The 22,607-nt window shown below is 62.1% G+C and carries 22 protein-coding genes; 6 read left to right on the top strand and 16 right to left on the bottom strand.

The genetic code is table 11. The annotated features are described in order from the left end of the window. Positions 1-28: 28 nt before the first annotated feature. Positions 29-1,093, bottom strand: coding sequence for a 2OG-Fe(II) oxygenase family protein (locus K328_RS26145; protein WP_169721251.1), 1,065 nt, complete (start codon positions 1,091-1,093; stop codon positions 29-31). 146 nt (positions 1,094-1,239) lie between these two features. After that, positions 1,240-1,842, bottom strand: coding sequence for a superoxide dismutase (locus tag K328_RS0120620; RefSeq protein WP_028467584.1), 603 nt, complete (start codon positions 1,840-1,842; stop codon positions 1,240-1,242). Positions 1,843-2,038: 196 nt separating this feature from the next. Here K328_RS0120620 and K328_RS0120615 point away from each other — a divergent pair, with 196 nt between their 5' ends. Together K328_RS0120615 and nudC are read left to right on the top strand one after the other, a co-directional pair. Next, entirely contained in the window at positions 2,039-2,830 is a 792-nt protein-coding gene (locus K328_RS0120615) for a phosphodiesterase (RefSeq protein WP_028467583.1), read from the top strand. Between the two features lie 149 nt (positions 2,831-2,979). Then, a complete protein-coding gene (gene nudC / locus K328_RS0120610) occupies positions 2,980-3,936 on the top strand; it encodes an NAD(+) diphosphatase (RefSeq protein WP_028467582.1) in 957 nt (318 codons plus the stop codon). A gap of 3 nt (positions 3,937-3,939) precedes the next feature. On the opposite strand, the gene K328_RS0120605 is transcribed toward nudC, so the two are convergent. Beyond that, positions 3,940-4,242 carry a 4a-hydroxytetrahydrobiopterin dehydratase gene (locus tag K328_RS0120605; RefSeq protein WP_028467581.1) on the bottom strand — a complete coding sequence of 101 codons (303 nt, stop codon included), beginning with the start codon at positions 4,240-4,242 and terminating at the stop codon, positions 3,940-3,942. Positions 4,243-4,343: 101 nt separating this feature from the next. Here K328_RS0120605 and K328_RS0120600 point away from each other — a divergent pair, with 101 nt between their 5' ends. The 3 genes from K328_RS0120600 (at position 4,344) to K328_RS0120590 (ending at position 5,759) form a co-directional block, all read left to right on the top strand. Beyond that, on the top strand, positions 4,344-4,730 hold the full coding sequence (locus tag K328_RS0120600) for a metallopeptidase family protein (RefSeq protein WP_245577617.1): 387 nt from the start codon (positions 4,344-4,346) through the stop codon (positions 4,728-4,730). Between the two features lie 112 nt (positions 4,731-4,842). Next, positions 4,843-5,301, top strand: coding sequence for a group III truncated hemoglobin (locus K328_RS0120595; RefSeq protein WP_028467579.1), 459 nt, complete (start codon positions 4,843-4,845; stop codon positions 5,299-5,301). A gap of 29 nt (positions 5,302-5,330) precedes the next feature. Further along, a complete protein-coding gene (locus K328_RS0120590) occupies positions 5,331-5,759 on the top strand; it encodes an Rrf2 family transcriptional regulator (protein ID WP_028467578.1) in 429 nt (142 codons plus the stop codon). A 9-nt stretch (positions 5,760-5,768) separates the two neighbouring features. Here K328_RS0120590 and K328_RS25205 read toward each other — a convergent pair whose 3' ends face one another. From K328_RS25205 to K328_RS0120535, 11 genes are all read right to left on the bottom strand, one after another. Beyond that, positions 5,769-7,127 (bottom strand): S8 family serine peptidase, encoded by a 1,359-nt coding sequence (locus K328_RS25205; protein WP_051285302.1) that lies wholly within the window; start codon positions 7,125-7,127, stop codon positions 5,769-5,771. Between the two features lie 76 nt (positions 7,128-7,203). Beyond that, complete coding sequence (locus K328_RS0120580) at positions 7,204-7,851, bottom strand: GNAT family N-acetyltransferase (protein ID WP_028467577.1); 648 nt, start codon at positions 7,849-7,851, stop codon at positions 7,204-7,206. A gap of 10 nt (positions 7,852-7,861) precedes the next feature. After that, entirely contained in the window at positions 7,862-9,772 is a 1,911-nt protein-coding gene (gene mutL, locus K328_RS0120575) for a DNA mismatch repair endonuclease MutL (RefSeq protein WP_425411528.1), read from the bottom strand. Then, on the bottom strand, positions 9,769-11,097 hold the full coding sequence (locus K328_RS0120570) for a glucose-6-phosphate isomerase (protein ID WP_028467575.1): 1,329 nt from the start codon (positions 11,095-11,097) through the stop codon (positions 9,769-9,771). Before K328_RS0120570 ends, mutL begins: the two co-directional genes overlap by 4 nt. A 109-nt stretch (positions 11,098-11,206) precedes the next feature. Further along, positions 11,207-12,562 (bottom strand): M16 family metallopeptidase, encoded by a 1,356-nt coding sequence (locus tag K328_RS0120565; protein ID WP_028467574.1) that lies wholly within the window; start codon positions 12,560-12,562, stop codon positions 11,207-11,209. Between the two features lie 10 nt (positions 12,563-12,572). Further along, entirely contained in the window at positions 12,573-13,925 is a 1,353-nt protein-coding gene (locus K328_RS0120560) for a M16 family metallopeptidase (protein WP_169721250.1), read from the bottom strand. 183 nt (positions 13,926-14,108) lie between these two features. Continuing rightward, positions 14,109-14,699 (bottom strand): DUF3035 domain-containing protein, encoded by a 591-nt coding sequence (locus tag K328_RS25200; protein ID WP_051285300.1) that lies wholly within the window; start codon positions 14,697-14,699, stop codon positions 14,109-14,111. A gap of 31 nt (positions 14,700-14,730) precedes the next feature. Beyond that, the gene (lspA, locus tag K328_RS25195; protein WP_036555279.1) at positions 14,731-15,249 is read right to left on the bottom strand and encodes a signal peptidase II; all 519 of its coding nucleotides are present in this window, start codon (positions 15,247-15,249) and stop codon (positions 14,731-14,733) included. A 4-nt stretch (positions 15,250-15,253) separates the two neighbouring features. Next, positions 15,254-18,061 (bottom strand): isoleucine--tRNA ligase, encoded by a 2,808-nt coding sequence (ileS, locus tag K328_RS0120545; protein WP_028467572.1) that lies wholly within the window; start codon positions 18,059-18,061, stop codon positions 15,254-15,256. A 41-nt stretch (positions 18,062-18,102) separates the two neighbouring features. Continuing rightward, positions 18,103-19,035, bottom strand: coding sequence for a bifunctional riboflavin kinase/FAD synthetase (locus K328_RS0120540; RefSeq protein ID WP_028467571.1), 933 nt, complete (start codon positions 19,033-19,035; stop codon positions 18,103-18,105). A 12-nt stretch (positions 19,036-19,047) separates the two neighbouring features. Further along, the gene (locus K328_RS0120535) at positions 19,048-19,503 is read right to left on the bottom strand and encodes a MaoC family dehydratase (RefSeq protein ID WP_051285298.1); all 456 of its coding nucleotides are present in this window, start codon (positions 19,501-19,503) and stop codon (positions 19,048-19,050) included. Positions 19,504-19,609: 106 nt separating this feature from the next. On the opposite strand from K328_RS0120535, the gene K328_RS0120530 reads away from it, so the two are divergent. Continuing rightward, positions 19,610-20,383 carry a 2-keto-4-pentenoate hydratase gene (locus K328_RS0120530; protein WP_028467569.1) on the top strand — a complete coding sequence of 258 codons (774 nt, stop codon included), beginning with the start codon at positions 19,610-19,612 and terminating at the stop codon, positions 20,381-20,383. 15 nt (positions 20,384-20,398) lie between these two features. On the opposite strand, the gene K328_RS0120525 is transcribed toward K328_RS0120530, so the two are convergent. Continuing rightward, positions 20,399-20,953 (bottom strand): hypothetical protein, encoded by a 555-nt coding sequence (locus tag K328_RS0120525; RefSeq protein WP_156901528.1) that lies wholly within the window; start codon positions 20,951-20,953, stop codon positions 20,399-20,401. Between the two features lie 81 nt (positions 20,954-21,034). Continuing rightward, positions 21,035-22,447, bottom strand: coding sequence for an amidase (locus tag K328_RS0120520; protein ID WP_028467567.1), 1,413 nt, complete (start codon positions 22,445-22,447; stop codon positions 21,035-21,037). Positions 22,448-22,607: the final 160 nt, after the last annotated feature.

Below are 22,607 nucleotides of genomic sequence, written 5' to 3'. Positions count from 1 at the left end.
CTGTGACGATGGGAAATAGTGATTGGGGTCAGCTTTCGCCGAAAAGGAAACCGAGGAGCGCGAATCGGCGCCCCTGGCGCATATGCAGAACCTCATGCAGCAGCGAGCATGAGAACACGATGGCCGCACCGGCCGGCGGCTTGTAGGACTGTTGGCTGAACTCCGGAAACCAGATCTCGCCGCCTTCATATTGGTCGGAATTCAGATTGATGGTCACCGCGAAGCGCCGATAGGCAACCGCTGCATCCGTATTGTCCCGATGCCCGTGCAGTTGGCCGCCCCGGTCGCCTTCATAACAGGCGATCCTATAGCGCTCGTGACGGCTGACCTTGTAATGGAAAGATTTCTGGATTTCCGGTAACAGCCGGCCAGCGATCCGCTCGTCGATATAGTTTTGCGTCTCGGGATTGATAACCCAGTGATCGATCCGGTCGCCGCGGCCATATTCCGGGATCCGCATCTTGCAGTCCGTGGTCCGGTTCTGCAGCGTGTTGTGCCCCGGCTCGACATATTCCTGGCCCTGCATGGCATAGACGCTCATCAGATGCGCGCAGTCGGCCGGGCTGAAGATATCCGGCACCAGCAACACCGGCGGATGCATGCGATAGGGCTGCTCGGCCCGGAGCGCGGACTGGGCCTCAAGCACACTGCCGACGATCTCAGGATGATCGGGCTTGTCCGCATCGAGAAGCCTGAGGATGTGCCGGTTCGGCGCGATCAGCACCGTGGTCGGGCCCGCATTCAGCGGCCGCCCGAACGGCGCCTGCTGGCCGAAGGCCGCGAAAGCCTTGCCGTCGGCATCCATCAGAACCGAGGCGTCGGCGACTGGCTTCGGAAGACCCGGCTTCTTCTTGCCGGGCGCCACATAGTAGATCTGCGCACCGTGCCCGGCGAACCGTTCTCGCGCGGCCTCAAAAGCCGCTGCCGCCGCCTTGTTCGCCGCAGCGTCATGCCCGAGCAGGACCAATATGTTGAAATCTCCGGACACCTCGTCCGCGATCAGGCTGAACTCATCCCCGGCGCAGCGTGGAAGCTTCACGGGGGCCGCGATATCGCCCTGTTCGACTTTGCGGATCGCATTTCCGGCCTGCATGGACATTGTCCAACCCCATGGTCATTTCCCAGCCGGAAGTGTGCCGATTCAGGCTCGGAAAGCAAGCGTCCAGGCGTGATATTCCGAAATGCAAACGGGCCCACCAATGGCGGGCCCGTCGCAGTTCAGTGCAGGGTCTTGCCGGATCAGCTCGCCTTGGCGAACAGCTCCCCGACATAGTCCCAGTTCACCATGTTCTCGATGAAGGCCTTCACGTAGTCGGGACGGCGGTTGCGGTAGTCGATGTAGTAGGAATGCTCCCACACGTCGCAACCGAGCAGAACGGTCTCGCCATAGGCCATCGGGCTTTCGCCGTTCGGAGTCTTGGTGACCTTCAGCTTGCCGTCGCTGCCCATGGCCAGCCAGCACCAGCCGGAGCCGAACTGAGTGACACCGGCCTCGATGAAGGCAGCCTGGAAATCGGCAACAGAGCCGAGGTCAGCGATGATCTTCTTTTCCAGCGCGCCGGGGATCGCACCGCCGCCGTTCTTCTTCATCATCTGCCAGAACTGCAGGTGATTCCAATGCTGGCTCGCATTGTTAAGCAGGCCGGCCATCTTGTTCTTGTAGGCAGTCTGCACGATCTCCTCGAGGGACTTGTCCTCGAGACCGGTGCCTTCCAGCAGCTTGTTGCCGTTGGTGACATAAGCCTGATGGTGCTTGTCGTGGTGAAACTCGAGGGTTTCCTTCGACATGTACGGCTGAAGCGCTTCGTAATCGTAGGGAAGGGCTGGCAGTTCGAGGGCCATTTCGCTCTCCTGTTCTCGCTTGTTAATCTCGCCGGAACCCGACAGCAGGACGTGCGGATGACATGCCATCCACCTATAAACACCGGATCCCTTGATAAGGTGACTTAAGTCACATTTAACGAAATGCAAAGGGAAAGAAGCTGGACAAGCGGGGAATAGACCCGTGCAATTGCTTCAGAAATGAGAGGGCACGGGCATGCTTCTGGTCGAGATTACCGATACACATTTGATGGATGGCGGCGTCCCGGCCTACGGGACCATAGACACCAAGGCCTATCTTGCAGCAGCCGTCGCCAGAATTGCCGCCCTGACGCCAAAGCCGGATGCCCTGCTGGTCGCCGGCGATGTATCGGAAGACGGCACGCCGGGCTCATATACGCTGTTCCGCGAAATGGTCGCGCCCCTTGGTATTCCGGTCTACGTGGTTCCCGGAAATCATGATGCGCGCGAACTCATGCGCGCGGCCTTTGCCACGGACGGGTACATGGCCGCCGCAGGCCCGCTCGACTATGCCGTCGATCTCGGTCCCCTCACGCTCGTCGCATTGGACACCCTCGAAGAGGGAGAGCCTTTCGGCACTTTCGGCCCGGAACAGTGCAACTGGCTGGGCGAAACGCTTGCTGCTCTTTCCGGAAAGCCCGCGATCGTCATGCTGCACCACCCGCCTTTTCCAACCGGCATGAAGATGGATGAAATAGGCTGCCGCGACGGCAATGCCATCGGCGCGATTATCGAACAATTCAGCAATATCGAGATTGTCCTGTCCGGCCATTTCCATCGCTCAATGCATCGCAACTGGGCTGGAACAACAGCCAATATCTGCTCATCGACAGCTCATCAAATGGGACTCGATCTGGCTCACCAGCCAGGTTTCAAGGTCTTCATGGAGCCGCCACAGATCCAGCTGCTTCACTGGCAGAAAGAGATAGGACTTTCCGTACATCAAGTTCCAGTCGACGCGTTCGAATGCGTCCATGAAAGCGCGTAAACGAACTACGCGGGCAAAATTTCCGGCACGGGGAATGAACGATTGGCGACTGGAAAGGCCGTCAGAATAAACCGCTCGCACAATAACCTTGTGAAAAGGTGGCCAACCGGTGATTGCCGCGCCCGCCGGAGCGTGTAAACTCCGGCGCCATGTCCGATCAATATCCCCTCGACCTCACCCGCCGCCAGCCGAACATCTACGGCTTCAGTGGCCTCGACCGCAGCGCTCACCTCCGCGAGGAGGAGGGCTGGCTTGAACGGCTTGTCGGTGACGCCACGACCCGGCTGGTGCCGGTCTGGCGCAGCCGTTCGCTCGTCTTCGGCGCGGAAAGCGAAACCCCGGCCGCCTCATTGCTGAACGCGCGGGAGTTCGCTGTCCTGGTCGAACGTTCCGAGACCGTCATCTTTCTCGGCAACCGGAACGGCGAGGCGCATGTCGCGGTCGATCTCTCCCACCTGGAAGAGGAAGAAGCGGCGGCTGCTGTGAGCGATGCCGGCGAATTCATGGATCTGCGGCAAGTCGGCCCCGTGCTGGAGCGCTTCGAGGGCTCCGTCCTCGCCTATGCCCGGGGTCTGATGCACTGGCATCAGCGTCATCGCTTCTGCGGCGTCTGCGGCTCGCCCACCCGGATCGCGAAAGGCGGGCATCAGCGCAGCTGCACGAACGAGAGCTGCAACACCCCGGCATTCCCGCGCACCGATCCCGCCGTCATCATGCTGGTGCATGACGCGGCCGGAGAGAAGGCCCTGCTCGGGCGCCAGGCTGTCTGGCCGGAAGGGCGCTATTCCACTCTCGCCGGTTTCGTCGAGCCGGGCGAGACACTGGAAGAAGCCGTTGCCCGGGAAGTTTTGGAAGAGACCGGCGTCGAAGTGTGCGACGTGCGCTATCACTCCTCACAGCCCTGGCCCTTCCCGGCATCGATCATGCTCGGGTTTCATGCCGAGGCGAAGACATCGGAAATCTTCCGGCGCGACGACGAACTGGAAGACGCCCAGTGGTTCAGCCGCGACGAGTTGATGAATTTCCGCGCCCTCGGCAAGGGACTGCCAAGCAAGGATTCCATCGCCCGCCGGCTGATCGAGGATTGGCTCGCCGGGGACGCCTGAGTTTCAGGCGCCGAAGTCTTCCGCCGCCGCGTCCATCCGCCTCGCGAGATCGATATCGAGGCGGGTCAGGCCGCCCGCGTCGTGAGTGGTGAGGGTGACGTCCAGCCGGTTATAGACATTGAACCATTCGGGATGGTGGTCCATCTCCTCGGCGATCTCGGCAACCGCACTCATGAACCCGAACGCGGCCTTGAAATCAGCGAACTTGTAGCTGCGCCGGATCGCATCCCGGCCGGCGACCGCGTCCCAAGCCGTGAGAGCGGCCATCGCCAACTCCCGTTGCTGCTCGGTGAGTTTATCTGCCAAGGCAACCTCCCTGCCCGTTCACCACCACACTAGCGGAAAATCCCCGCGCCGGTTATAGCGGAAGCATGAGCCAGCCTATTCAGCCGCGCATGGAACTGCCCATGGAACCGCCCAGCCTCGACGATATCGAGGCCCTCGCCCGCGAAGCATTCCGGACGATCCCGGACGCGTTCCGTGCGCAGACCGGGGACGTCACGTTCCTTGTTACCGACTTTGCCGAACAGGACGTGCTGGACGAACTTGGCGCCGAAAGCCCGTTCGAGATTCTCGGCCTTTATGCCGGCGTTCCGTTCGGAGAGGCCGGAACACTTGCCAGTCCGTCCGACCTCAACCGGATCTTCCTCTACCGCCGGCCGATCCTCGATTACTGGTGCGAGACCGGCGAAGACCTGAGTGACATCGTCCGGCATGTCCTGATCCACGAGATCGGCCACCATTACGGCTTCTCCGACGACGACATGGAAAATATCGAAGCCAACGCCGACTGAACCAAAAGCCGCTCCATTCCGCCTGAGCTGAGTGCCGTACCTGGCAGGACGTCTTGTGCTTTGCCATTTAAGATGCATATTAAATACATCTTTTAACATCAGAGTTCCGACCATGACCTCCATTCCGATCCGCAGCAGACCGGCCTCACGGGAAGATCTTCGCGCCGAAGCGGAGGCGATCGGCATTACCGAGGCCTATATCTCGACACTCGTCGACAGCTTTTATGACCATATCCGCGCGGACGCCATGCTTGGTCCGATCTTCGAGCGGCGCATCGGCGATGACTGGGACCCGCACCTCGCCCGGATGAAAGCCTTCTGGGGATCGGTCGCGCTTTATACCGGGCAATATTCCGGCAAACCGGTTCCGGTGCATTACGCCATAACGGAAATCGAGGCCGGGCATTTCGATCACTGGCTCACGCTGTTCGAAAAGACACTGGAGGAGACGGCGCCGACACCCGGCGTGGTGCCCTATTTCATGGAACGCGCCGGGCGTATCGCCGAAAGCCTGAAGCTGGCGATCTTCGGTGTGCCGGAGCTGCAACGCGCCCGGAGCCAGAAGCCGTGACCACGCCGGTTCACACGGAGTAGCGCGGCATGCGGCTCAACACGCAAACAGACTATGCCCTGCGGCTGCTGATGCATCTGGCGGTGAACTCCTCCCGGCTGGTGACCATCCAGGAGGTCGCGGACCGTTTCTCCATCTCCAAAAACCACCTGATGAAACTGGCCAGCACCCTCACCCGTGAAGGGTTCGTCACATCGGTGCGTGGACGTTCCGGTGGCCTGAAGCTGGCAAGACCGTCGGAGCGGATCCCTGTTGGTTCAATTGTCCGCTGCATGGAGAACGATTTCGCATTGGTCGAATGCTTTCAGGCGGAGCGGGGTGAATGTCTCATCACCCCCGCCTGCCGGCTGAAGGGCGTGCTGAACGGCGCCGTCGCGGCTTTCCTCGCGGAACTCGACCGCTGCACCCTCTCCGATCTTGTTCAGAACAACGTGCCTCTGGAGCGGATGCTGGCCTGATCCGCCGCCTCAGGTCACCGAATCTACAGCCCGCGCGGCGTCGGCGAGCCCATAGCCAACCGCCCCGTCCGGACCCGGTCGCGCTTTGCGGCCATTGGCATTCACGCCCGCAGTGATATCCCTGGCCGTGTATTTAAGCAGGTTCTTGATCTCCTGCGGCGAGAGGCCTGGCTTGACTTCCTTCAGCAGAGCGCAGATTCCGGCCACCATCGGCGTCGCGGAGGAGGAACCGCTGAAGGCGAACCACCCGTCCCGTGCCGCACTGCCGCCATGAGCGGCCTGGGGCACCGGCAGGGTGATGTAGTCCTCTTGCGCCTTGCTGCCGCAGAGTCCGCAGAGGTCCGGGGTCTGCCGACCGGGGAACCAAGTGGAATCAAACCCGCTGGTATGATCCGAGGCCCGGTAGTTCAGATCCCGGTCTACATGCACCCCGCCGACACTGATCACCTCGGGTATGCTGCCGGGAAAGCCTTTCACTCCACCATTGCCTGCCGCGACGCAGACCACGATCCCCCGTGCAATCGCATCCAGGACCGTGAGATGGAACGGCTTCAGATTGTTGGGCAGTGTCGGACTATTCTCCTCCAGTTCGGCTGCCCAACTGCAGGAAATCACATCGGGCCCCATCTCGACGGCGGTCTTGAAACCCAGAGTCTTGTTCACCTGTTTGATACCAATTAAATTCACGCCCGGAGCAACCGCGAGCAAGTTGGCCGAAATCCCCGTTCCGTGCCCTGATAGATCCGTCTCGTAGTCGATTGCATCCGTAGCCGCGATGGCGAGATAATTGTAGCCGTGCGCGTCGAAATAGGGATGTTTGAAAAAGCCGTTATCCGGCATGGCCACGGTCACGCCACGCCCGAAGATCCCCCGTTGATGCACAGTCCTGGCCTGCATCAGCAGGGCGACATCGTCTGGAACGCGTAGCCGAAACTTGTCATCCCCGAATGGCGGGACACTGTCCGGCGGCAGAATTCGCTCGCCGGCGAAATAATGTGGCGGCCGCTGCACATAAGCCCGCTCGATAATCGTCTCCAGCCCGTCGATTTCGGGCACGCGGAACGCAGCACCCGGCGGCGGGGCAAGAGAGCGCTCGTCATCCGCTCGCTCCTCCTCGACCAATTCGGTTTCGAAGAATTCTTTGAATTTTTCCGCCTCGATAGAGGCTGAGATGCTGAACCGACCGATCTTGTCGATGGTAAAATCGCGCACTCCGAGCTTTCGGGCGCATTCGATCTGCCGCGACGGGTTGGCGGCAAAATCATTCACGGTCGCGACACTTGGATAGACACCCTCGGCGAACATGGACGGGCATCCCTCATCCGGGAACACAACGATTTCAAGGCGAAGAATCTGATCGTCGGACATGACGCTTCCTCCCGCAATGAGCGTGCAGATATATTTTTATATAACTTTTTGCGTGAATTTATGAATGGAATTGTTTTTACGTCTGCCGGCATTCTCCCGCGGACGGAACCATCCGGCCAAGCCAGACGGCCCGCGCGGTCTCGTCATTCAGCGAAAGCGGGATCTGCCGAAAGCCGGTCCCCTGCCAAAAGGCCAGACCACCCGCATTGCCGGGATTGACGCCAACATGAACCCGGGCGGCTCCAGCCTCGCGTGCCGCCGCGAACCAGCGCTCAAGCAGCCTGGAGCCAACGCCCCGACGTTGCAGGCGTGGCAACAGGTTCATGTGAAGGTGGCCCGGGCACTCCGCGACAACAGCATCGGGGATCACCGCCGTATGGTGCATCCGGTGCACCCGCTTCATGTCCGCATCACAGTCCGGCGGCAATACTGCTCCCGGATCGGGGTAGCGAGCACGCAAGGCCGGCCACCATTCGCGCTCAAGCTGCGCCTCGAACGAACGGGTGTCGGCGGTCCCGACAACATAACCGGCAGGACCATGATCGTCTTCCGCGACAAAACAGAGATCAGGCACCAGCGCCGTGTAGGGCCCGACATAGATATGCCCCATAAGATCCGGGTCCCGATAGAGATGCCGCGCATCTCCCCCGACGTCTCCCGTCATCACCGAAATCTTGTAGAGCGCCGGAAGGTCCGCTTTGCGGTATTCCCTGATGCGGATCACGGAGGCTCCCTCAGCGCCGGCCGAACAGCTTCTCGATATCGTTGAGGCCGAGTGCCACATAGGTCGGGCGGCCGTGGTTGCACTGGCCGGAATGAGGGGTGACTTCCATCTCGCGCAGCAGCGCATTCATTTCCTCGACGGTCAGCCGGCGTCCGGAACGGACCGAGCCATGGCAGGCAATGGTGCCGCAGATATGCGCCAGCTTGTCCTTCAGGGCCATGGCCTCGCCGAACTCTGTCAGCTCTTCTGCAAGGTCGCGCACAAGCCCGGCCACATCCGCTTCGCCCATCAGCGCAGGCACTTCACGAACCACAACCGCACCGCCACCGAACGGCTCCAGCACAAGGCCCAGTTCGGCAAACTCCTCCGCCCGCGCGGCCAGCCGCTCGACCGAGGCTTCGTCCAGGTCCACCACTTCGGGGATCAGCAGCATCTGCCGCTTGATACCATCCGCCTCCAGCGCCTTTTTCATCCGCTCATAGACCAGCCGCTCATGCGCCGCGTGCTGATCGACGATCACCATGCCCTCGCTGGTCTGGGCCACGATGTAATTCTCGTGCAACTGGGCACGGGCCGCACCGAGCGGATGAGCCTCCAGCGCCGCGCTTTCCGGGGTCGGAGCCTCGGAACGGGCCTGCGGTGCCTCGTCCTGCCACATACCACCTGACGGCTGTTCTCCGGAAGGCTGGCCAATGGGAGCCTGACCAATAGGGGCCTGGTATGCCATGCCGGCCTCGGCCATGCCACGCGACACCGTGCTGCCGTACCCCGACCGGTTCTGCGGCTGCCAGGCATAGCTTGTCTGCGGCATCTGGTTTTCAACGGACCGCCCGAGCGCACCCAGCGTCGCGTTGGCGACCGTGGTCGATGCTCGATGACCCGCCGCGACAAGCGCATGTTTCAACGCCCCGACGATCAGCCCGCGCACCAGTCCCGGCTCCCGGAACCGGACCTCAGTCTTGGCCGGGTGCACGTTCACATCGACCATTTCCGGCGGCACGTCTAGGAAGAGCGCCAGCAGCGGGTGCCGGTCGTGCGAGATGAAATCCATATAGGCACCACGCACCGCGCCATAGAGCAACTTGTCCCGCACCGGCCGGCCGTTTACGAACAGGAACTGGTGGCTGGTGGTGCGCTTGTTGATGGTCGGCAGGCCCGCATAGCCGGACAGCCGGATGCCCTCACGCTCCGCCTCAATGGGCAGGGCGTTATCCTCGAAATCCCGTCCCATGACGGCGCCGAGCCGAACCAGCCGGGCCTGGAACAGATCGCCTTCCGCCTCGTTCAGCCGGATCGTCGTCCGGCTGCCGTCGCCGAGCGAGAAGGCGACATGGGGATGCGCCATGGCAAGCCGTTCGATGACATCGACGGCGTGGCTGTATTCGGTGCGTGGTGCTTTCAGGAACTTGAGGCGGGCGGGCGTGGCATAGAACAGATCGCGGACCTCGATGCGCGTGCCCTGGCCGAGCGCGGCAGGCTCCGGCGGGGTCACCCTCCCGCCTTCGACAGACAAGCTCCAGGCGCTCTCCTCCGGGCCCGCGGAGGCCGCCCGGGTGGTGATGGTCATACGGCTGACAGCACCGATGGACGGCAGCGCCTCGCCCCTGAAACCGAGGCTGGTGATATGGGTGAGATCCTCGCCCTTCAACTTGGAGGTTGCGTGCCGCTCGACCGCGACTTCCAGCTCCTCCCGGCTCATTCCCATGCCATTATCGGTCACCGTGATCGCCGTCCGGCCACCGTCGCGCATGACCACATCGACGCGCGTTGCACCGGCATCCAATGCGTTCTCGATCAGCTCCTTGGCGGCACTGGCGGGGCGTTCGACAACCTCGCCCGCAGCGATCCGGTTGACCAGTCCGTCCGGCAGGCGCCGGATGCGCCCGACGGTTTCCTCAATTCTGGAGGCATTTCCGCTCACCCTCCCATCTCCGCCAGATAGCGCCGGGCCAGAACCTTGCCGTCCTCGACGGCTGGCTGATCGAATGCATCGACGCCGATCAGATCGGCCGCCACCATGGTCTCCAGGAAAAGATGCATCATCAAGGCGCCGACAGTCTCCTCGTCGACGGCATCGGTTTGAATGATCCGGGTCGGCCGCTTGTTTTCAATCAGGGTCGCCGCTGTCGCCCTCTGCTCCGCATCGAACAGGTCGCCCATGGTACGCCCGGCGAGATAGGACAGCCCGTCGCCCATCAGTGCCGTCGCGTTCGCACCGACTGTGGCACCTGTTCCCGCAACTGCGCTCTGCACCAGCGTTACCAACTTGTCGCGCGGGCCGTCGAGGAAGAGCTGCAGGCTGCTATGCTGATCGACCGCGCCAAGCGCGCCGATCGGCGTGGTGCCATTGCCATGCTTGCCAAGGCTTTCCGCCCAGAGCTGGGTAAACCAGTCGCCCATCCGGTCCAGCCGGTCGCTATAGGGCATCAGTACAGTCTGGGTGACGCCACGTTCCCGGCCGAGTCCGATATTGACCATGGCCCCGAGAGCCGGTGCGCTCTCCAACGGGTCCGACGGCGCAAGAGCGGCGTCGGTCACCGCCGCCGCGCCGCGCCGGATGGCTTCCGCGTCGAGCCCGACGATCATGGCCGGCAGCAACCCGTTCAGGGTCAGGCCGGAATAGCGCCCGCCGATAGCGGGGTCATGCTCGAGGCAGCGGCACCCTGTTGTCTCCGCAAACTGGCGAAGCGGGCGCGAACCGGGCTCGGTGACCGTGATGAAATGTTTCGCCGGATCCAGTCCGGCCGCGACGAACGCATCATGGCAGATCAGGGTCTGGCACAATGTCTCCGCCGTACCGCCGGATTTGGATATGGCGATGACAGCCGTCTCCTCCAGCGCGATGCGTTTGAAGATCGAGGTGAAGGTGGCCGGGTCGATATTGTCGAGGAAATGCAGCTTCGGCGTATCCGGAGAGAAGGTCCCTCCCTTCTCCGCCAGACGGCAGATCGTCGCTCCGCCGAGGCTGGAGCCGCCGATGCCAAGCACCAGCACATGCCGGGCCCAGCCGCGCAACTCAGCCGCGAGGACCGCACCCTCTTCCAGATCGTCCTGCCGCCAGGGCAGAGAGAGCAGTGGCAGCGCGCCGCTTGCCTTCTTCTCCCGCAGCCCTTTAAGCGACCGAGCAGCAGCCGGAATCAGCGCCTCAAGAGCGGCAACAGAGAGACCAGCCTCGCCGATCCGATCCTCGAATATCGCGGAAAAATCATGCCGGAGCGGGCCGGCCACCAAGGGACACGTCTTCATGACGCAGGAATCTAGCAGATGCCCCGGGCCGGAACCACCACCGGAACGACGCTAACAAGCATATAATCGCAACACTTATTCCGCTGGCAGACCCACCGGCAGACCAACTTCAGGAACGCGGTTCGGGCGCAGGCGCCGTGGCGGTCAGGCCTTGCGGTTCTCCAACCACTGAGAATGTCAGCTCGTCCGCCAGGAACAGCCGCTTCGCAACCCGCTTCAGATCCGCCATTGTGACCGCATTGATCCGGTCTTCCCGGCCGTCGAGATAATCGATGGCCCGTCCATCCCGCTGCAGCGAAACCAGCAATCCGGCAATCGGTCGGGAACTGGTCAGACGCATCGGGAAGGAGCCGTTGATGTAGGTCTTGGCATCCCGCACCTCTTCCTCGGTCGGACCGTTCAGTGCCATCTCCGCCCAGATCTCGCGGACCAGGCCCACCGTCTCGGCAACCTTGTCGTTCCTGGTCGAGACCCCGCCCATGATCATCTGCGCATCCTCAAGCGGCAGCGTGTAGGCATAGATGCCATAGGTCAGGCCGCGTTTCTCGCGAATCTCCTCGGTCAGACGCGAGCCGAATCCGCCAGCCATGATCTCCATCAGGATGGAGGCCGCAAACCGGTCCGGATCGTTCCGGGGAATGCCCCGGTGACCAAACACGACGACCGATTGCGGTACCGGATTCTGGACCACGAAGGTCTCACCAATGGCCGCCGGTTTCGCCGGCACGGGTGGTGTCGAGGGGCCACTTTCAGGCAGCGTGCCGAAGGTTTTGTCCAGCAACGTCCCCAATCTTTCGGGCGCAATATCGCCGACGACGCCGATCTTCAAACTGCCCCGTGTCAGCACCCTGCCAGCAAAGGCTTTCATATCCGCCGTCGTGACGTGCCCGACACTTTCCACCGTGCCGCCGGACGGACGGCCGTATGGATGGTGCGGGAAGGCCGCCCGCCACCAGACCCGGCTGGCGATGGTCTGCGGTCGGTTCTCGCTACGCTTCAGCCCGGCGACGATCTGCGCGCGGATGCGTTCCACCGGCTCGGTATCGAACCGTGGCTCGGTCATGGCCAGACGGAGCAGATCGAAGGCCTCGTCCGAATTCTCCGTCAGGGTCTGCAGACTGGCGCCGAAACTGTCATTGCGGGCACTGAAACCGAGGCCGATGACCATGTCTTCCAACTTGCGGCGGAAGGCATCGCTGTCGTAGGGACCAGCCCCTTCATCCAGCAGGCTCGCGGTCAAGACAGCCAGCCCTTCCTTTCCGTCCGGATCGGCCGCCGCACCACCCTCGAAACTGGCGGAGAGAGTAATGATCGGGTTCTTGTGATCCTCGACCAGCCAGGCCTCGATACCGCTAGGGCTGACGACACGCTGGATCTCGATGGCCTCCGCAATACCCGGCCGTACCAGCAGGAGGGCGGCGAAAACCAGAAACGGGACAGAAGCCCGCGCGATAACGCTTCGCATCACTCTCTCCTCAGCTTGCCGGTTTTGGGCGCAGGATGCTGGTGACATGCGCCGGCGTATCCAAAATCGCCCGCGCCGCCTGCATGACCTGCTCCTGTGTTACTGCACCCACCTGGTCCGGCCAGCTCTCAATTTCCGCAATGGTGCGTCCGATGGCGAGTGCCTGTCCCACGGCATGAGCCGGGGCCGTCACGCTGTCCCGGGCATAAACCGCGCTTGCCTTCATCGACTTGACTGCACGGGCAACTTCCTGCGCGTCGACTCCATCCCGCAGGATGGCCGCGAGCTCCTCTTCAAAGGCTGCTTCAAGCGCCTCGACACTCGTACCTTCCGTCGGCACGGCATAGAAGGAGAACGTACCGGGGCCGATGCTGCTGCCGCTGTAGGATGCGCCGGCCGAGAGTGCGATCTTCCGGTCGATCACCAGTGACCTGTAGAGCCGGCTGGTGGCCCCGCCGCCGATCACCTCCGCCAGCACGTCGAGCGGCATGACCTGATCGGTCTCACCATAAAACCGACTCGGCGCCTGATAGCGGCGACTCCAGCTAACCTGGCCTACCTGCGGATGCGAAAACTCGATCCGGCGGGCGCTAATCTGCTCAGGCTCCAGCGGCCGCTTGCGGTCCGGTACGGCACGTGCCGGGATGACCCCGTAATATTTCTCCGCCAGCGGCTTCAGCTCATCCATGGTGATGTCACCCGCCACCACCAGCACGGCGTTATTCGGCGCATACCATTTGCGATAGAAAGCCAGCGCATTTTCCCGGGTCAGCGCCTTGATCTCATGCGCCCAGCCGATCAGCGGACGACGATAGGGATAATTGAGGTACAGCGCCGCGTTGGTCCGCTCGCTCAACAACGAGCCGGGATTGTTATCGATCCGGGAACGACGCTCTTCCAGCACCACCTCGCGTTCCGACGCGACCTCGTCTAGGTCGAGCGTCAGGTTCACCATGCGGTCGGCCTCCATTTCCATCACCAGCGGCAACTTGTCCGAAGCGATGGTCTGGAAATAGGCCGTGTAGTCGTATCCGGTAAAGGCGTTACCGTCCCCGCCATTGCGGGAAACGGTGCGGGAAAACTGGCCGGACAGCACCTTCTCGGTACCCTTGAAGAGAAGATGCTCAAGGAAGTGCGCCAGCCCGGTCTCGCCCGGCGCCTCGTCAGCGCCGCCGACCTTGTACCAGACCATATGGGTCACCACGGGCACCCGGTTATCGGTGATGGCGACCACCTGCATGCCGTTCGCCAGCGTGATGCTCTCGGGCTCGTAGACTTTCGCGTCAACCGTCCCGCCGGTCATGACGACGCATAGCGCCGCCAGAGCCAGCATCATGCGTTCCGGGATCATCCTTGATCTCACTGTCAGCCTCCTGCCTCCGGTAACGGTCTGTCCCGGGTATCCGGCAATAGGAGATATGGAAAAATTTACGGCAGGAACAAGGCGGCCGCGCCGGATCACGCTCAAACGTGGAAACAAAACAGAAAAGGCGCGGTTCATTGCACCGCGCCTTTTTATCCCAATTCGACCCGTGAGCCGTTCCGCCTAGAACAGACCCTTGCGCTTGCGCTGGATGGTCGGCGTATCGCCCGCTGTCGGTGCGTTGCCAAGCGCCGCATTTTCCTGCAAGCGCTTCTGCTCGGCCGTCGCGTCGACAACAACGCCGCGCGGCGCCTTTTCGCGCCAGAAGAGCAGGTTGTCGATCAGGTATTCTTCTTCATAGACGAAGGTACCGGTTTCCTGATTGACCGTCTGACGGATGCCCGGCTCGGCACTCGCGGTATTCAGCAACTGCCGCATCTTGGACTCGCCCGGCGTTTGCCTGGAAACAGCCGTGCTCGCCGCCGAAGACGGGACCTTCCCGGCAGTTCCGGAAACCGTGCTCTGGTTCCCGGTTCCCAGCACGAGCCGTTCGGCGCCCTTCGTCACGTCGCGTTCCTGTGGCCGTGGCTCTCCCGGGGTCGGCGGGCGCAGGGCAAAGTTCGGCGGCACGCTGAGCGGCGGCCGCGCAACCACCGCGAACTCGTCCGGTGCCTGCTTCGTATTCCCGATCGCTTTCTGAATATCGCTGCACCCCTGCAGGCCGATCACTACGGCGCAGAGGGCGAGGCCAAATGTCCGACTGACCCTGATCATTCCATGCTACTCCGGTCGATGGCTGTCCCGCTCATTCTCCATTCCCCTTTGATATCTGGGGATCGGAGCCCTGCGAGTCACCAAGAAAGCTGTCAAACAACAGAAATACTACGCCAACAGATATCGCGCTATCGGCAAGATTAAAAGCCGGCCAGTGATAGCCGAACGCATGCCAGTCGATGAAATCGACGACCGCATTGTAACGCAACCGGTCGATCACATTACCGATCGCCCCGCCGATGACCAGGCCGAGCGAGATCCGCAGCAACTGACTGGGTGCCCGCGCCAACCAGACCAGAAGCCCGATCACAACGGCGATCGCGAAACCGGACAGATAGTAAGGCGTCATCGGATTGTCGCTCGCCAGCAGGCCGAAGCTGACCCCCCGGTTCCAGACCGCGACTAGATTGAAGAACGGGGTCACCTCGACGAGAGCCCCGTCGCGGAACAGGGTCGCCAGCGCCCACTCCTTGGTCACCTGGTCGGCAAGCACAACGAGAAGCGCCAGCAGACCGCCAGCGGTGAGATTGCGTTTCGGACTAACAGTCACCTGACTATTCAGCCGCGGTTTCGAGAGTGCCCACCGCATCAGCACAGCGCTTGCAGACCGGCGGCTCGACAACCTCGGGTAGGACTTTCCAGCAGCGCTCGCACTTGCCGCCATCCGCAAGAGCCGGGACTGCTGCGATACCCTCCACGTCTTCGAGACGGAAAGCCTCTTCCGGGCCCTCACCGGCAATCAGCTCAGCATCCGACGTGATGAAGATTTCGGCAGGGTCCAGCCCCTCGAACGCCTTCAATGCGGCGTCGCTGACATAGACCTGCGGCGCGGCCTGCAGGGAGGAGCCGATACGCTTGGCGTTGCGTTCCAGCTCCAGAGCACCGGTGACGACGCGACGGACGTTCCGGATTTCTGCCCAGCGGGCCGCGACCGCATCGTCGCGCCAGCTTTCCGGGGTTTCCGGGAAGGTCCGCAGATGCACGGATTCCTCCGCCCCCAACCCACGCGTCGTCCAGGCCTCTTCCGCCGTGAAGCAGAGCACCGGAGCGAGCCAGGCGGTCAGCCGGTTGAAGATCTCGTCCAGCACGGTGCGCGCGGCCCGGCGGCGGATCGAGTCCGGCTGGTCGCAATAGAAGCTGTCCTTGCGGATATCGAAGTAGAAAGCCGAAAGGTCGATGGCGCAGAAATTATGCAGCTGGGTGAACAGCGCGTGGAAGTCGAATGCCTCGATCTTCTCGCGGATCATGGCATCCAGCTCCCAGAGCCGGTGCAATACCCAGCGCTCCAGCTCCGGCATCTCGGCGGCCGGCAGCCGTTCGGCCTCGGTGAAACCGTCGAGATTGCCGAGCAGATAGCGCAGCGTGTTCCGCAGGCGGCGATACTGGTCCGCCTGGTGCTTCAGGATTTCCTTGCCGACGCGCAGATCCTCGGAATAGTCCGAATTCACCACCCAGAGCCGGAGGATATCGGCGCCGCTCTGGTCGATGACGTCCTGCGGGGCTGTGATGTTGCCGAGAGACTTCGACATCTTGCGGCCGTTTTCGTCCAGCACGAAGCCATGGGTCAGGACCGCATTGTACGGCGCCCTGCCGCGTGTGCCGCAGCTTTCCAGCAGCGAGGAATGGAACCAACCGCGATGCTGGTCGGAGCCTTCGAGATAGAGATCCGCCGGCCATTGCAGGTCCGGGCGCTGTTCCAGCACGAAGGAGTGGGTCGAGCCACTCTCGAACCAGACCTCGACGATATCCTTGTTCTGCTCGTAATCGTCCGCGTTGTAATCGTTGCCAAGGAAACGCGACGGCTCGCTGGTGAACCAGGCGTCGGAGCCTTCTTCTTCGAAAACAGCCCCGATGCGGTCGATCACCGCCTGATCGCGCAGCATCTCGCCGGTTTTTTTCTCGACAAAAACCGGGATCGGCACGCCCCAGGTACGCTGACGGCTGATGCACCAGTCCGGCCGCTGCTCGATCATCGAGCGCAGACGGGTCTGGCCTGCCTGCGGCACGAAGCGGGTCTCGTCGATCGCCTTCAGCGCCGTGTCCCGCAGATCGTTCGACTCCATGGAGATGAACCATTGCGGCGTGTTGCGGAAGATCAGCGGCGCCTTGGAGCGCCAGGAATGCGGATAGGAGTGGGTGATGCTGCCCCGGGCCAGAAGACCGCCCGCATCGCGCAGGATGGCAGAGATCTTCAGGTTGTCTTCCAGCACATGCATGCCGGCGAAGACCGGGACGTGATCGTAGAAATAGCCGTCATCCGCCACCGTCTGCGGGATCTCGAGGCCGTTCTCGTTCCCGAGCACAAAGTCATCCGCACCATGGCCCGGCGCGATATGGACAAAGCCGGTACCGGCATCGGTGGTGACGAAATCGGCCAGCAGCAGCGGCACGTCGTAATCGTAGCCCTGTCCGCGCATCGGATGGGCCAGGATGGAGCCGGCGATATCGGCGCCGGTCACGCGGGCCAGTTCGGTGACGCTTTCAATCTTCGCCGTCTGCTTGACGGACTCGAACAGATCAACCCCAACGACCAGCTTCTCGCCCGGTTTGGCGAGGCTGTTCTCGCCAACCTCACCAACCTCGAAAACCACATACTCGAACTCTTCACCGGCCGCGACGGCGCGGTTGCCCGGCATGGTCCAGGGAGTGGTGGTCCAGATCACCACCGCGGCCCCTTCAAGGGCCGGATGCTTCGCCTCCACCACCGGGAACCGGACGTGGATCGTGACCGACTTGTGATCGTGATACTCGACCTCGGCATCGGCCAGCGCGGTCTTCTCGACCACGGACCACATGACCGGCTTGGCGCCCTTGTAGAGCCCGCCATTCATGATGAACTTGCCGATCTCGCGGGCGATCTGCGCTTCCGCCGGGAAGGTCATCGTCAGGTACGGCTGTTCCCAGTCGCCGGAGACGCCGAGCCGCTTGAATTCCTCGGTCTGGATATCGACCCATTTCTGGGCGAAATCACGGCATTCCTTGCGGAACTCGATAACCGGGACAGTGTCCTTGTCGAGCCCCTTCTCCCGGTACTGTTCCTCGATCTTCCATTCGATCGGCAGACCGTGACAGTCCCAGCCCGGCACGTAATTCGCGTCCTTGCCGAGCATCTGCTGCGAGCGGTTGATGACGTCCTTCAGCACCTTGTTGAGCGCATGGCCCATATGCAGGTTGCCGTTCGCGTAGGGCGGGCCGTCATGCAGGATGAACTTCTCGGCGCCGGCGCGGCTCTCGCGCAGCTTCTTCCGGAGGCCTATCGCTTCCCAGTGCGCCAGAATCTCCGGCTCGCGGGTCGGCAGGTTGCCGCGCATCGGGAAGTCGGTCTTCGGCAGAAAGACGGTCGTCTTATAGTCCACGCTCATCGGTTTTCTCTCTTGGCGGGCACTCTTAAGGCCCGCGCCTTTTATTCGGACAGTGTCTGGCGCGCGGCATCCGCGTCGCGCGCGATCTGCGCCTTCAGCTCGTCAAGGCCGCTAAATTTCATTTCCGGGCGGATAAAGTCAATGAATTGCACGCGGAGTTTTCGCCCATAGAGATCGGGCGAGACGTCGAACAGGTTCACTTCCAGCAACGGGCCCCGATCATTCACGGTCGGCCGTCGCCCGAAATTTGCCACCCCGGACCACCAGAGATCGCTCTCCTCGTCCCGTGCCCGAACGGCGTAAACGCCATGCGCCGGATGCATGACGTCCTCCAGCTGCAGGTTCGCCGTCGGAAACCCGATCGTACGGCCGCGCTGGTCTCCCAGGATCACGGTCGCCATCACTTCCCATGGCCTGCCGAGCAGGGCTGCCGCTCCGCGCGGATCGCCTTCTTTCAGGCATTGCCGGATCCGGCTGGAGGAATAGACAGCACCGTCCTGTTCCGTCACCGGGTCGATAATGCTGACCCCGAAGCCGAGCCGGATACCGTATTCCTGCAACATTTCAGGCGTGCCGCGCCGGCGGTGGCCGAAAAAGAAATCATGGCCGATCACCACATGCCGCAACCCGAGCCCGCGGTGCAGAATACCGGTGATGAAATCTTCGGCTGAAACCTGCGAAAACTCCGCATCGAAGCCCAGCTCGAACAGGATGTTGGTTCCGAGCGCAGCAATGGCTTCCGCGCGCGCGGCGGCGGACGTCAGTCGAAAGGCCGGGGCGTCCGGCTGGAACAGCATGCGGGGATGAGGCTCGAAGGTCAGGACGGCCGCAGGCGCACCGGCGAGTTGCGCCGCATGCTGGGCCTGTCCGATGACCGCCTTGTGCCCGAGATGGACACCGTCGAAGTTTCCGACCGCCGCTATTGCGCCGCGGTCATCGGTGGTTACGTCCGCAAGGCTACGTATGATCCGCATGATCCCGCCATCCTAGAGAGGACGGCTGGGTACCATGATCAGAGCATCCCCGTCGATCACCATCTGTTCGTTCACAAGGCATCGGGTGGCGAACAGGACCCGGCTTTTCTCGGCTTCGATCTTAACCACCTCGATGACGGTCTTGACCACATCGCCGTATCGCACCGGAGCCGTGAATTTCAGGTTCTGCTTCAAATAAACGCTACCCTGCCCCGGCATTACAGTGCCGAAAAGCGTGGAGAAGAACCCTGCCGAGATCATTCCATGCGCGATGCGGTCCTTGAAAATCGTCCCGCGCGCATAGTCCTCGTCGAAATGCAGCGGGTTCCGGTCTCCCGTAACTTCCGCGAATTCCTCGCCCATCGGTTCGGTCACCTGGCGCTCGAACTCGGCGCGCATGCCGATCTCCAGATCTTCCAGAAAGTAGCGCCCGATCTTCTCCGGAGCGTGAGAAACAACAGGTGACATTAGACCTCCCGACATATTTTTTGCACTGCAACAAAGGAATATATCCATGGAGCACGCCCCCCTCAACTGCTTAGATAGGCGCAAGAAACGGGAGGAAACCAACCACATGATTGGTATGGATAAATTGGCGGACTGCATTCTGGCTGCACGGCTGGACGCAAAGATGCCCGCGCAGACCGAACACTGGTTCGGCAACACCGATATCGACGACGCCTACAGCGTTCAGATCAATGTTCTCAAAGGGATGGAGCGTCGCCGCGGCGGCAAGGTTATTGGCCGCAAGGTCGGCTGCACCAATCAGTCCGCGCGTGACCTGCTCGGTCTCAACGGCCCGTTTCATGGCGCGTTGTTATCGGACACAGCGATGGCCAGCCCGGCCCGGATTGCGCGCAGCGACTATCCTTTCATCGTGCTGGAGCCTGAATTCGCGCTGCGGCTCGGCAAACCGCTCGGACCGGAAGGCGCACCGCACACGGCCGAAAGCGTCGCAGGAGCCGTGGACGCGGTACTGCCGGCGCTCGAGATCGTCTCCTCCTGTCACAAGGACTGGACCCGCACCGGCCCGGCCCTCGTGATTGCCGACAACGGCTCGTCCTACGGCTGGGTACACGGAGAGCCCATCATGGATTGGGATGTCGATACCCTGATGAATGCCGAAGTCACGCTGCATGTCGATGGCGATCAGGTTGCAACAGGCAATGCCGGCAACGTCGATGGCGGACCGCTTGGTGTGCTGGCATGGCTCGCAGACCGGGTGTCATTGCCCGCCGGAGCCTTCGTCAGCACCGGAACAACAACGAGCGTCCATTTTGGCGACAAGGGAGATCAGGTGGAGGCACGGTTCGGGAAATTCGGAGAGGTCTCGGTCGAGATTGCCTAGCCCGCTCGAACAGTCCTAGCCCGCTCGTCCTTCCAGTAAATCCCCCGGCTGGAAGATGAGCGCCTTACCCGCCATGCTGCAGGACAGGATGACATCCGGCTCGGCGCCATATCCGGGACAGGGAAGTTTGATCACGCTCCATTCGGATGCCCGATCATAGCTGGTGACGAAGCCGGAATTGGTGCCGATGGCCGGAATCGAGAGAATATCCTGGTAGAAAGGGATCAGGTTTCGCTCGACCATGGCCGGTGAGTGGCTCAGCAACTTGCCGGTCTCGTCTATCCCGAGACGATCGACGAGCTCCGAGCCCCAGAGGCGGCAGCGCATTTCGAAAGGACTGTCCGAGATGGTCTCGTCGATATGGATCCAGCCGTGCCAGCCGCCGAAATCATAGAAATCGAAGGCCGACCAGGACGGCAGCTTGCCATCACGCCATTTGTCCCGCCAGATCTGGACAAACGCCCCCAGAGCACCAAACCGCCCCACCGGCGCATCGACAGCGTGCAGACAAAACTGACGGCCCGGCGACGGCAGTGGCGAGATATAGGATTTCCAAGGCTTCGGCGTCACGATCACTCTGCACGTTCAACTGGGACCTTTTCATCCTACTCCAGCCGCCGCCTTCCGAACAGGACTCACCTCGAAGTGGCGTCAGATCGGATCAATCGGCACCGCTGCCGCGTGACCGAGAACCGTCTCCAACAAAGCGGAAGCCGAGAGCAAGGCTCCCTCGCCGCGCGGACCAGCTACGACCTGCAGACCGACCGGCAGCCCTTCCGAGGTGAACCCGGCCGGCATTGACAGGGCCGGGAACGTTGTCAGCGTGATCGCATAGGCCATGGTCAGCCATTCGACATAATTGTCGAACGTATGCCCGTCGCATTCCGCGACATAGCGCTGCTCAACCGGATACGGCGCCACGCAGGTCGCCGGAGACAGCAGCAGATCGTAGGTCTCGAAGAAGTCGACCGCCCGCTGGATATAAGCGCCGCGCGCAAGCTGAACGCGGGTGAAATCCTCGATGCTGTAATCCAGCGCCTTCTCGATGTTCCAGACGACTTCCGGCTTCAGCTTGTCGCGATGTTCTTCCAGAAGCTTCCGCTTGGTCATGTAGAAACCTTCCGCGCGCAAGGCCTGGAAGATGTCCTGGACGTCATGGAAATCCGGGTGCGCTTCCTCGACCTTCACACCGAGGGATTCAAACCGGAGCGCGGCTTCCTCACAGATTTTCGCAACTTCCGGGTCCACCGGCGTGCAACCCAGATCCCGGGAGAATGCGACCCGCTTCGGCAGCCGCTGAGCCTTGACCGCATCGCTGAAGCTCTCCAGCGGAGAGGCCAGCGAGATCGGGTCCCGAGGGTGCTCGCCCGACATGGCGTCCAGCATCATGGCCACATCGGTCACGTTCCGCGCCATCGGCCCCGCGACCGGCAGGTTCGAGAACGGCAGACCGCCCGGGCCGCGTGCAACCCGTCCCGGGCTCGGCCGCAGGCCGACGATGGAACAGAAGCTGGCCGGATTACGCAGCGAGCCGCCGGTATCCGAGCCCTGTGCCAGCCAGGCTGTGCCGGAGGCCAGTGCGGCAGCGGACCCGCCGGAAGACCCGGCAACGCTGCGCTCCTGGTTCCACGGGTTCAGCGTGGTCCCCAGCACTTCATTAAAGGTGTTCCCGCCGGCACCAAATTCCGGCGTGTTCGACTTCGCGTAAACCACACCGCCGTTCTTTTCCAACGTCTGCACGACAAGGTCGGAGTGATCGGGAATATGATCCGCGTAGATCGGCGAGCCGTACGTCGTGCGGACCCCCTTCACCTCTTCCAGATCCTTGATCGCAACCGGTATCCCCATCAGCGTGCCGCGCTCTTCCTTCGGCTTCTCCATCAGAGCTTTGGCTGCGTCGCGGGCGCGCTCGAAACAGAGGGTCGGCAACGCGTTGATCTTCGGCTCGACCTCGGCAACCCGCGTCTCGAGAGAGTCCAGCAGATCAAGAGGTGAAACCTCATCCTTTGCCAGCAGATCTCGGATTTCAGTCGCAGTTTTCCAGATGAGGGTAGTGTCGGACATAAGGACTCCAGTCACGGGATACGCGGATTAGCGCATGGCGGGAGCGAAAGAGTACTCCAAACCGACCCGGCTGCAAGCCAAAGCCAGTGCAGGGTCTGTTGCCGATCCGGACCGGCTGGACGGGCGGCAAGGCCGCGTTGACAAGAAAGAAGGCCCGTCG

The organism is Nisaea denitrificans DSM 18348 (assembly GCF_000426505.1).
GTDB lineage: Bacteria > Pseudomonadota > Alphaproteobacteria > Thalassobaculales > Thalassobaculaceae > Nisaea > Nisaea denitrificans.
This window is presented reverse-complemented; position numbering and strand designations above follow the sequence as displayed.

Coding starts and splice junctions, on each gene's coding strand:
- K328_RS26145 (WP_169721251.1), bottom strand. CDS start 1,093: ATGCAGGCCGGAAATGCGATCCGCAAAGTCGAACAGGGCGATATCGCG.
- K328_RS0120620 (WP_028467584.1), bottom strand. CDS start 1,842: ATGGCCCTCGAACTGCCAGCCCTTCCCTACGATTACGAAGCGCTTCAG.
- K328_RS0120615 (WP_028467583.1), top strand. CDS start 2,039: ATGCTTCTGGTCGAGATTACCGATACACATTTGATGGATGGCGGCGTC.
- nudC (WP_028467582.1), top strand. CDS start 2,980: ATGTCCGATCAATATCCCCTCGACCTCACCCGCCGCCAGCCGAACATC.
- K328_RS0120600 (WP_245577617.1), top strand. CDS start 4,344: ATGGAACCGCCCAGCCTCGACGATATCGAGGCCCTCGCCCGCGAAGCA.
- K328_RS0120595 (WP_028467579.1), top strand. CDS start 4,843: ATGACCTCCATTCCGATCCGCAGCAGACCGGCCTCACGGGAAGATCTT.
- K328_RS0120590 (WP_028467578.1), top strand. CDS start 5,331: ATGCGGCTCAACACGCAAACAGACTATGCCCTGCGGCTGCTGATGCAT.
- K328_RS25205 (WP_051285302.1), bottom strand. CDS start 7,127: ATGTCCGACGATCAGATTCTTCGCCTTGAAATCGTTGTGTTCCCGGAT.
- K328_RS0120570 (WP_028467575.1), bottom strand. CDS start 11,097: ATGAAGACGTGTCCCTTGGTGGCCGGCCCGCTCCGGCATGATTTTTCC.
- K328_RS0120565 (WP_028467574.1), bottom strand. CDS start 12,562: ATGCGAAGCGTTATCGCGCGGGCTTCTGTCCCGTTTCTGGTTTTCGCC.
- K328_RS25200 (WP_051285300.1), bottom strand. CDS start 14,699: ATGATCAGGGTCAGTCGGACATTTGGCCTCGCCCTCTGCGCCGTAGTG.
- ileS (WP_028467572.1), bottom strand. CDS start 18,061: ATGAGCGTGGACTATAAGACGACCGTCTTTCTGCCGAAGACCGACTTC.
- K328_RS0120540 (WP_028467571.1), bottom strand. CDS start 19,035: ATGCGGATCATACGTAGCCTTGCGGACGTAACCACCGATGACCGCGGC.
- K328_RS0120535 (WP_051285298.1), bottom strand. CDS start 19,503: ATGTCACCTGTTGTTTCTCACGCTCCGGAGAAGATCGGGCGCTACTTT.
- K328_RS0120530 (WP_028467569.1), top strand. CDS start 19,610: ATGATTGGTATGGATAAATTGGCGGACTGCATTCTGGCTGCACGGCTG.
- K328_RS0120520 (WP_028467567.1), bottom strand. CDS start 22,447: ATGTCCGACACTACCCTCATCTGGAAAACTGCGACTGAAATCCGAGAT.